We start from the raw sequence: 8,827 nt of genomic DNA, 5'->3' as shown, positions 1-8,827 counted from the left end.
TAAAGTTAATGGCGAAATTAAGAGTATTCAGCAAGAATGGAGGAGATCTAAGAGAAATAGAATGGGGTAAGAGAGAGAATATAAATGCAGAAAGTTACAAATTAACGAAGAAGCAAATAAAAGAGGCGGTAAGGAGAATTAAAACGTCTACAAATGAAAAGATAAATAATATTACAGTTTTGAATATAGGGAAAGTAACGCCAATATATAGGATTTTAAGAGCAATAAAATACGCGCAAGTCATATAAAGAACATGATAAGACGAAGCCCTGAATTAAGTAAGTTACAGGGGTTGTCTTAAAAATATCCTACAGTATCTTGACACTATCGTATACAAATGGAAACTTGAAAACTTTAACTACTGTGCTATATTATAATTATTCGAAATAAATTAATATTTAGAGGGGGACTTTTTATGCAAATTTTTATTGTCGATGCTTTTACAAACAAAGAATTTAGTGGCAATCCTGCAGGAGTAGTATTGTTAGAAAAAGGCGAAAAAGTGGATGAAAAATTTATGCAAAATCTGGCTACCGAACTAAGATATTCAGAAACAGCTTTTTTAGAAAAACTGACAAATGATAGTTACAACATCCGCTTCTTTACACCCACTTCAGAAGTCGCTTTATGTGGCCATGCGACAATCGCATCTTTCACAGTTTTAAAAGAGCTTAACTTTGTTAAACCAAATACTGTAGTTACCATGCATACTTTAGCAGGAGATTTGCCTGTATACATTGAGGAAGACAAAATTATGTTAGAGCAAGCGGCACCAGAAGCAGGAGAAATATTAGACAGCGAAGAAAATATCTTAAGAATTTCACAAGCATTAAATATTGCTCCAGAAATGATCGGAGATTCCCTATATAATTTAAAACCTCAATTAGTTTCTACAGGCCTTTGGGACATAATAGTACCTGTTAAAACAAAAAAAGCACTTTTTGAAATAAATCCTGATTACTCTGCCATAGCAGAACTCACAAAAGAAAAAAACGCCGTAAGCATTCATGTTTTCACTCTTGACAAAAAAGAAGCTGTGGCTGACTGTCGAGACTTTGCACCTCTTTATGGAATAAATGAAGAAGCTGCAACAGGAACAGCAAATGGAGCTTTGACTTATTATCTATACCTTCATAATGTAATTAATGAGTTGGATAAAATTTATTTAATCCATCAGGGTGAAAGCATGGGAAGACCATCAAAAATATATGCAAAATTAGTGAAAAAAGATAAAGATATCAAAGTACTCGTTGGCGGTTCTGCACGCATTCTAATAAAAGGAAATTGGGTAGTATAAAACAATAAAAAAATACAAAAATAAAAGGAGGCTGTGTTTTATAGCCTCCTCAGTTCGTTGACAAAGCAAAAAAATATTCAAAAGGAGATATTTTGCATCGTCGCTCCGATGTTCCAAAGCGACAAAACTAAGCTCGACCTTCGGGCTCCGGCAGGGTACCGGGCACAATCGGCTTCCTTGCCTTAAGGTGCCCGCCTCCGCCATCCTTGGCTTCGGCCCTACCTCCACCCTCGGTCTTGCTAAGTTTTGTTGCCGCTTTGTCACAAGTCACTCCTTATGCAAAATATCTCCTTTACGAAAGTTTGTCTACAGTCTGAAGGAGGCTGTGTTTATAGCCTCCTTCTTTTATATATCTCTTAAGCCTTTTATTCCTCTTTTGACCATTTCAGTTACTATAAACGTCGCCACATCATCAGCATATTTACCTGGTCCAAAACCTGCATCATACCCTAATTCCTTTGCAAGCTCATGAGTTATTCTAGGGCCGCCACATATTAGCAACACCTTATCTCTTATTCCCTCTGCTTCAAGAAGCTCTACAAGATGAGTCAAATTTTTTATGTGAATGTCCTTTTGTGTAACTGTTTGAGAAATCAAAAGCGCATCTGCTTTGAGTTCTATCGCCTTTTTAACAAATTCCTCGTTGGGAACTTGGCTCCCAAGATTATGGGCTTCTATCATCTCATACCTCTCAAGCCCATAATGACCTGCATATCCCTTCATATTCATAATGGCATCCAGTCCGACGGTGTGGGCATCTGTTCCTGTTGTGGCACCAACTACCACAATTTTCCTCTTTATGTGTTCTTTGATGTATTCATTAACTTCTTCCATTGTCATAGTTTTGATATCTATAGTCTCTACATGTATAGAAGTATAGTCTACAGTGTGAATAAGGCTTCCGTATATTATGAAGAAGGTAAAATCTTTGTCCAAAGGTGTATGATATACCACCATTGGATTTTCCAGTCCCATCTTCTTTACTAGTTGCTTAGCCGCCTCTACTGCTTTTTCTCCATCTGGTACAGGTAAAGTAAAGCTTAATTGAACTTTTCCATCGTTCATCGTATCTCCATAGGGTTTGACTTTGGTCAAATCAAGGGTTTTATCGTAATCTTTCCGCTCTGTAGAGTAAAGCCCACTGCTCATTGTCTATCACCTCTTAGCATAAGGTCTATGAAAGGATTAAAATAGTTTGGGTCTTTCTCTACAACTCCCTCTAAACCTCTTCCTCCATTCATTGACCTTTTAATTCCTGCAAACTTACCTTGCTCTAATGTTCTAAAGAGTCCTTCCTTTTCAATTTCCCTCAATAGCTCATAAGCCTTAATAAGAACTTCATTAGCCCTCTGTTGGATTATTCCACCTTCTTTAAAGTATATCTCATCTGCTATATCTGCCATATTGTTGAATATATACTTTGCACTCTCAATAGACAAAGCCCTATCAGACATAAAAGGCGTGTGTATAGCTTCTGTAAGCATACCCAAAAGGTGAATCTTTTGCTTTGTCATTATAGTCACAATATTAAATAAAGCATCTTGCACATGTCCCTTAAAAATATTCCCTGTCATATACTTTGTAGGTGGCATGTATTTTAAAGGAGCTTTAGGAAATATCTCTCTTGCCATCTGTGCTTGCGCAAGTTCATATAAAAATCCATTTTTAAGGTCAGGGTTCATTTCAAAAGCGTGCCCCAATCCTATCTGCTCTTCTGGAATCCCTGCTAAAAGAGCAAATTGCTCATTTATAAGCTGAGAAGCTAAAACTGTGTGAGCCTCTTCATAAGCATCAGAAGTTGTCAAATAATTGTCTTCTCCAGTGTTTATAATAATTCCTGCAAAACCATTTATAATTCTTGAAAAATATTGATCTATAATTGTTCTCTTCATATTTATATCTCTAAAAAGAATCCCATAAAGAGCATCGTTTAGCATAACATCTAATCTCTCTAAAGCCCCCATAGCCGCAATTTCGGGCATACAAAGACCAGAACAATAATTGCAAAGCCTTATATACCTGCCTAATTCCTCAGAAACCTCATCAAGTGCTTTTCTCATAAGGCGGAAATTCTCTTGTGTAGCGTAAGTACCTCCAAATCCTTCAGTAGTTGCTCCATAAGGTACATAATCTAAAAGGCTCTGTCCTGTAGTCCTAATTACCGCAATTACGTCTGCTCCCTGCTTTGCAGCAGCCTGTGCCTGCACAATATCTTCATAGATATTACCTGTTGCTACAATCAAATAGAGAAGAGGACCTTCTTTCTCACCGTATTTTTTCAAAAGTTCTTCTCTTTTCCTTCTATTTTCTTTTATCTTTTCAACAGTTTTTACCGCAACCTCTTGAACAGCTAGTTTTATATCAAACAAATCCGCCATCGGCATTTTAGTAAGGTCAAGCTCATTTCTACCCACTTTTTCAGCTATCTGTTGAGGAGTAAGTTCTGTATAAAGCATAGCATTACCTATAAAAAAAGCTACCCCAAGTGAAAGCCCCCCTCCATTTTTTATGTTGTCAACCACAACATTAGGAAGAGGAACTCCCATCTTATCTATTCCATCTATTCCTAAAAGCCTACATACTGTTCTTTCAATTGCAACAGTAGTATGGGCATCAATAAATTTTTGTGTATCTTCTGCAATATTTCTTGCGCACTCTCTCGCCTTATTGACTATATCCCAATTTAAATTAAGCTTGCTTTTCATATATCAACCCTCCTTCTTATAGTACTTTTCTGCAAGTTTTATAACTTCTTCTTCTAAGCCCAATATTCTACAAATGTTCAAAGCGTCTTTGGGAACTTCATAAAAAGAATCTACCCTTTCCAGATTGTAATCCATATATTCTTGAAGAATTTCTATCGAACTGTTTCTATTCATGCTAACTTTTTGTTTTAACATTTCAAAGTCAATATTTTTCAGTCCCACTACTTGATAATGAATCATATTTTCCTCTACCACACCGTCATAATGGGTGGCTAATAGGGTTATAGAAGGAAAGCTATTCAAATACTTTGAAATAGCTTTTACAATGTACAATCCCTCTTCCGGATTTGTTCCTCTCGCTATCTCATCCAACGCAATAAACCCACTTCCTTTTTTTACATCCTCTATTATTTCTTTTAATTTAATAACTTCCGCTCCAAAACTACTTAATCCTCTTGATACAGACTGTAAATCCTCAGAAACAAAATGTATAAAATCTACAATAGGAAAGGAAGCTTCCTCAGCAAATACAAAAAACCCCATTATGCCTAATAAAAGATTAAGAGTGATAGTTTTTAATGCTACAGTTTTTCCTCCCATGTTGGCACCTGTTATAACAGTAGTTCCATTTTTTATCTTTAAACTTATTGGAGTAAATTTTTTGCCTTGAGCCTTTAAAATGTCTGAAACCTGAGGATTTATTACATTCGTAAAGTTAATCTCTAAGTCTTCATTTATCTTGGGTTTTATTCCTCCATATTCCATTGACAATTTAGCTTTTGCCATCAAAAAATCAAAACGACCTATAGCTTTTATATTAGCTTCTAATATACTGGTGTAGCTAAACAACTCTTTAGAAATCCTCTTTTTAACTTCTAACTCTTCCTGTTGCTCTAAAACCACTATCTCTAATCTTTTTTCCTTTAGCTTTTCGATTTTTTCCTTTTCTGTCTCTAAAAATATTTGTCTTTCAATTTCCCTTTTTTTCTCTCTTATTTCTTTAAGCCTTTGTGAATATTCATCATAAATGTGAAAAGTAGCAATCCTCTTTTTTTGAGGGTCAAGTAAATCTAAAATAGATTTTACCGATTTTAGCTTTATATCTTCTATGTCAATCTTTAATCTTTCCATAAAAGTGCGCAGTTCTTCACTCAAAAGGCAAAATATTTTTATTTCGTATAGCTCCACTTCATCTAAAATTTCGCCAGTTTTACACCTTTTTACACTATTTCTTATATCTTTTATCTTAAAAAGTATTTTTAAAATTTTATAAAACAACTCTTTGTGCTTTTCTAAACTCCCTCTCATTAATTCAATATAGTCATACTCTTTTATAACTTTTTCTTTTTCCTCTCTTTTAAAAGGCTTTGCATTTTTCATCTCTTCTTTCCCATAAGGAGTTATAACCTGCAATCTAGCCATTATATAGTTAAAGCCTATTTGCTCTCTTTCTTTTTCTGTCAAAAATTTAATATTAATCACCACCCATTACATCAAATACAGGGATAGAGATTTCTCTTTTTAATCTCTCTAAAAACTCCTTTTTGTCATACTGATAATTTAAAGAGGAGACAGGATTTATAGTAACGCAAACTAAATTTACTGGTTTTAGTACTTTTAAAATGCCACCACCCTTTTGAAACTTTAAAAATGTTTCTTCTTGTAAAAAAAGCTTTGTAGAGTCTTCTGCAAGAAACACTACTCCTTTATACTTATCTGTACCTCTCATCACATCTTCAATTAATTTATCAGAGACCACTCCCTTTATAATTACATGAGTGGCCCCTTCTAAATTTACAACAATCTCTTTAGAAGAATCTATAGCTGTAGGTAGTTCTATCCTTTTATAACGCTTATCTTTGTATATAAAACCCAAACGAGAGTTATCTAAAATATTTTGCGCCAATTTTAAAATTTCTTTATCTTTTTCTGCCTCTATAGACAAAAGTTTCACAGTAAAAGCTGTTTTTCTAATCGTCTCCTCCATATCATAGGACAAAGCTGCTCCTGTAGCCAGTATTGTAGCTTCAGATACAGAAGGAGAAGCCTGAGTTTTTCTACTTAAGGCTCCATCTATAATAGCTTTATCACAACCCAATTTCAAAAGAAGGTTACATACTTTTGTCATTTCACTATTTATAGATGGTCCTGCTAAATCTACATAACCATCGCTTAATGCTTTAGCAATTACTATTTCTCCCATTGGAGTATCAAATCCTGTAGTTGCAACTATTTCTTTAGTAATATCGCTGTTTAGCAAAGCCTCTTTCGCTGTTGCTATATAGCTACCTTTAGCTATGTAAATTCGAGGTTTGGGGAAAAAAGCTACTTGGTCATACTCTTCTCCATCTCTTCCTATTGAGGTAAGACCAAGGGTATATTTACCCCTGGCCTTACTCAAAATATAATTTAGCACTGTAGTTTTTCCTACATTTTTTGCCATGCCTATTATAGAAATGGTGCGATAGTCCTTCAGCAATTCAAGTATTTTACTCATCTAATCTCCTTCTCTTTTTCCTTTCTAATTCTTGAGGCTCTATTGTAGCAATTTTGTCTTGCTGGAGAAGACCCGCAACACCAGTTATTTCTTCTGGTATTTCATCATCGTATACACAAGGACCTGGCATATAATTTTGTGGCTCTATATATGTGGTGATAACTCCTTCATAATTTCTAAGAACTACTTTGTCATGGCTTTGAGATATTACATAATTGGGGCCTACTGGAATTTTCCCTCCTCCGCCTGGTGCATCTACCACAAAGGTAGGAACGCAAAATCCTGATGTATGACCTCTCAAAGCCTCAATAATTTCAATTCCCTTTGAAACAGGAGTCCTAAAGTGGGAAAGCCCTAATGACAAATCACATTGGTAAATATAATAGGGCCTTACCCTTATTTTCACCAATTCATGAACAAGTTTTTTCATGACATGTACGCAATCATTTACTCCCCTTAGAAGAACCGTCTGGTTTCCAAGAGGAATTCCCGCATCTGCCAGCATTTCGCAGGCTCTTCTAGAATCCTCTGTTATTTCGTGAGGGTGATTAAAATGGGTATTTACCCATATTGGATGATATTTTTTAAGCATGTTGACCAATTCTGGCGTTATTCTTTGTGGAAGCACAACAGGAGTTGAGGAACCTATTCTTATTATCTCTACATGAGGTATCTCTCTTAGCCTTTTTATAATACTCTCTAACTTATCATCTGAAAGGGTAAGTGGATCTCCCCCCGAAATAAGTACATCTCGTATTTGTGGAGTTTTAGCAATGTACTCGATGGCCCTCTCTATTTTATCCATTGGAAGTGGCGCATCAGTTTGTCCTGCAAATCTTCTCCTCGTACAATGTCTGCAATACATAGAACACTGGTCTGTTATAAGAAGAAGTACCCTATCAGGATATCTGTGAGTAAGCCCCGGCACTGGCGAATCCACATCTTCACTAAGTGGATCTACCAAATCTTCGGAAGCCCTGTAAAGCTCATTTATAGTAGGAACCGCTCTCTTTCTTATGGGGTCATTTGGATCGTTTGGATCTATTAAAGAAAGGTAATATGGCGTTATAGCCATTCTCAAAGTCTGCAAAGTCTTAGAAATCGCTTCTTCTTCCTCTTGTGTCAATGGAAAATATTTTTTAAGTTCTTCCACTGTCTCTATTCGGTTTCTAATTTGCCACTTCCAGTCGTTCCACTCTTCGTCCGACACATGTCCGAAAAGCTCATATCTCCTATTAACTCTCATTCTTAAAAATCCCCCCATTTAATTTACCTCTGCCTCACTTAGCATACATTTCTTTAAAAACTTTCCTCAGCTTTTCATTCTCTCTCAATTCTTGCAGAGTGATTTCTGCATGATCTTTTGTATAGCCATTTCCTATTATCATCGTGATATCTTTTCCTACACCTTCTGCACCTAAAGCTGCTTTTGTAAAACTTGTCGCCATTGAGAAGAAATAGGCAATTCCTTCATCCCTTACAGGCAAAATAGTGGACATCTCTGTGTTTGGAATATTTACACAGTTTATAGCAATATCTACTTCTTTTCCTCCGTTTACTTCTAGAGTTTTATTTAGAACCTCCACTGGTTTTTGCGCATCAGCGATTATAATCTCATGGCAAATGTCTAATTCCTCCAATCTTTTCTTTGCTTCTTCTCTTCTCACAACTCCTATAACCTTGCCAGTCGGTCCTACTCTTTTTTTAGCCTCATAACAGCAAAGCATCCCTGACTTTCCATTAGCTCCAAGCACTAAAACACTCTGACCTGGTTTTACAAGCTTTGCGGTTTGAGCAGGCGCTCCTGCTACATCTAAAGCAGCCAAAGCTAATGTTTCTTCCATGTCATCAGGAAGTTTAGCATAAATTCCACTTTCAAAAAGTATTGCTTTGCCCTTTATTTCAACTCTGTCTATATCGAGTTTGACAGATAAAATCTCATCTATTCTAAGAGGAGTAAGTGTAAGAGAAACTAATGTCGCTATCTTATCCCCTATTTTTAAGTCCCTCTTGCCGAGTAGTGCATCTCCTATTTTTTCAACACGGCCTATAAGCATTCCCCCGGAGCCTGTAACGGGGTTTTGCATTTTCCCTCTTTCATTGACTATTTCCAAAATTTTAGCCTTCACTTTTTCTACGTCTCCTCCAGCTTCTTCTTTAAGCTGTGTAAAACTTGCAGAATCTATATTCAACGCTATTACATCTATTAAAATTTCATTATCATAAATTGTATCCATGTCGTTTGAAATCTTGTATGCCGCTTGTGGCAAAACTCCTTTCGGTTCAATTACCCTATGTGTACCATATTTACATCCCATCATACAGTAA

General features: G+C 35.9%; 7 protein-coding genes and 1 pseudogene. 2 read left to right on the top strand and 6 right to left on the bottom strand.

Annotation, left to right across the window (positions count from 1 at the left end):
* Positions 1 to 248 (top strand): annotated as a pseudogene (locus BUB32_RS11535) (UPF0236 family protein); the annotation flags it as partial.
* Positions 249 to 415: 167 nt separating this feature from the next.
* Positions 416 to 1,297, top strand: coding sequence for a PhzF family phenazine biosynthesis protein (locus BUB32_RS11530; protein ID WP_072969510.1), 882 nt, complete (start codon positions 416 to 418; stop codon positions 1,295 to 1,297).
* Positions 1,298 to 1,642: 345 nt separating this feature from the next.
* On the opposite strand, the gene kamE is transcribed toward BUB32_RS11530, so the two are convergent.
* From kamE to kdd, 6 genes are read right to left on the bottom strand one after another with little or no spacing between them, the layout of a single operon-like run.
* Positions 1,643 to 2,446, bottom strand: a complete 804-nt coding sequence (kamE, locus tag BUB32_RS11525) for a lysine 5,6-aminomutase subunit beta (protein ID WP_072969509.1) — start codon at positions 2,444 to 2,446, stop codon at positions 1,643 to 1,645.
* Positions 2,443 to 4,002 carry a lysine 5,6-aminomutase subunit alpha gene (gene kamD, locus BUB32_RS11520; RefSeq protein ID WP_072969508.1) on the bottom strand — a complete coding sequence of 520 codons (1,560 nt, stop codon included), beginning with the start codon at positions 4,000 to 4,002 and terminating at the stop codon, positions 2,443 to 2,445. Before kamD ends, kamE begins: the two co-directional genes overlap by 4 nt.
* A 3-nt stretch (positions 4,003 to 4,005) precedes the next feature.
* Entirely contained in the window at positions 4,006 to 5,487 is a 1,482-nt protein-coding gene (gene kamC, locus BUB32_RS11515) for a lysine 5,6-aminomutase reactivase ATPase KamC (protein ID WP_084727017.1), read from the bottom strand.
* Positions 5,477 to 6,499 carry a lysine 5,6-aminomutase reactivase subunit KamB gene (gene kamB / locus BUB32_RS11510; RefSeq protein WP_072969507.1) on the bottom strand — a complete coding sequence of 341 codons (1,023 nt, stop codon included), beginning with the start codon at positions 6,497 to 6,499 and terminating at the stop codon, positions 5,477 to 5,479. Before kamB ends, kamC begins: the two co-directional genes overlap by 11 nt.
* A complete protein-coding gene (gene kamA / locus BUB32_RS11505; RefSeq protein ID WP_234949291.1) occupies positions 6,492 to 7,745 on the bottom strand; it encodes a lysine 2,3-aminomutase in 1,254 nt (417 codons plus the stop codon). The genes kamB and kamA overlap by 8 nt, the downstream gene beginning before the upstream one ends.
* Before the next feature lie 34 nt (positions 7,746 to 7,779).
* On the bottom strand, positions 7,780 to 8,820 hold the full coding sequence (gene kdd / locus BUB32_RS11500; protein ID WP_072969505.1) for an L-erythro-3,5-diaminohexanoate dehydrogenase: 1,041 nt from the start codon (positions 8,818 to 8,820) through the stop codon (positions 7,780 to 7,782).
* Between the last annotated feature and the right edge of the window lie 7 nt (positions 8,821 to 8,827).

Source organism: Thermoanaerobacter uzonensis DSM 18761 (genome assembly GCF_900129115.1).
GTDB lineage: Bacteria > Bacillota > Thermoanaerobacteria > Thermoanaerobacterales > Thermoanaerobacteraceae > Thermoanaerobacter > Thermoanaerobacter uzonensis.
The sequence above is the reverse complement of the archived record's forward strand: the minus strand, read 5'-3'. Positions and strand labels throughout refer to the sequence as shown.

Excerpts from the sequence above, each read along its gene's own strand:
- BUB32_RS11530 (WP_072969510.1), top strand. The coding sequence starts at position 416 with ATGCAAATTTTTATTGTCGATGCTTTTACAAACAAAGAATTTAGTGGC.
- kamE (WP_072969509.1), bottom strand. The coding sequence starts at position 2,446 with ATGAGCAGTGGGCTTTACTCTACAGAGCGGAAAGATTACGATAAAACC.
- kamD (WP_072969508.1), bottom strand. The coding sequence starts at position 4,002 with ATGAAAAGCAAGCTTAATTTAAATTGGGATATAGTCAATAAGGCGAGA.
- kamB (WP_072969507.1), bottom strand. The coding sequence starts at position 6,499 with ATGAGTAAAATACTTGAATTGCTGAAGGACTATCGCACCATTTCTATA.
- kamA (WP_234949291.1), bottom strand. The coding sequence starts at position 7,745 with ATGAGAGTTAATAGGAGATATGAGCTTTTCGGACATGTGTCGGACGAA.
- kdd (WP_072969505.1), bottom strand. The coding sequence starts at position 8,820 with ATGATGGGATGTAAATATGGTACACATAGGGTAATTGAACCGAAAGGA.